Consider the following 560-nt stretch of genomic DNA (forward strand, 5'->3'; position numbering starts at 1 on the left):
CCCTGCAGCAGGCGCTGGGCTTCATTGAGCCCCTTGTCCCCCAGGCCCGGCTGGTGGGGGATGGTGCTGTGCCGCTGCTGCGTGTCCACTCGGACTCGCGCAGCCTGCAGGCGGGCGATTTGTTTGTGGCGCTCAAGGGTGAGCGCTTTGATGCCAACCAGTTTCTGGCCCAGGCCCAGGCCGCAGGTGCAGCGGCCGCGCTGTGCCATGCCGACCCGGCCGAGGCTGGCCTGCCCGGCATTGTGGTGCCCGATACCCTGGCGGCGCTGGGCGCGCTGGCCACGGGCTGGCGTGCGCAGTTCCCGCTGCCGCTGATTGCGGTGACGGGCAGCAATGGCAAGACCACGGTGACCCAGATGCTGGCGTCGATCCTGCGCGCCCATGCGGGCGATGCCGCCTGGGCCACGCGTGGCAACCTGAACAACGAGATCGGCGTGCCGCTGACCCTGCTGGGCCTGACGGCTGCGCACCGCGCTGCTGTGGTCGAGCTGGGCATGAACCACCCAGGCGAAATCGCCGTGCTCGCCGCGATGGCGCAGCCCCAGGTGGCGCTGGTCAAC

At 70.5% G+C, this 560-nt stretch carries 1 protein-coding gene; it reads left to right on the forward strand.

Translation table 11 applies throughout. The features are described from left to right. Positions 1-2: 2 nt before the first annotated feature. A partial coding sequence (locus H928_RS33145; protein WP_043339364.1) for a Mur ligase family protein occupies positions 3-560 on the forward strand: 558 nt, incomplete at its 3' end.

The sequence above is a fragment of the Comamonas sp. B-9 genome, assembly GCF_000410635.1.
Taxonomy (GTDB): domain Bacteria; phylum Pseudomonadota; class Gammaproteobacteria; order Burkholderiales; family Burkholderiaceae_C; genus Comamonas.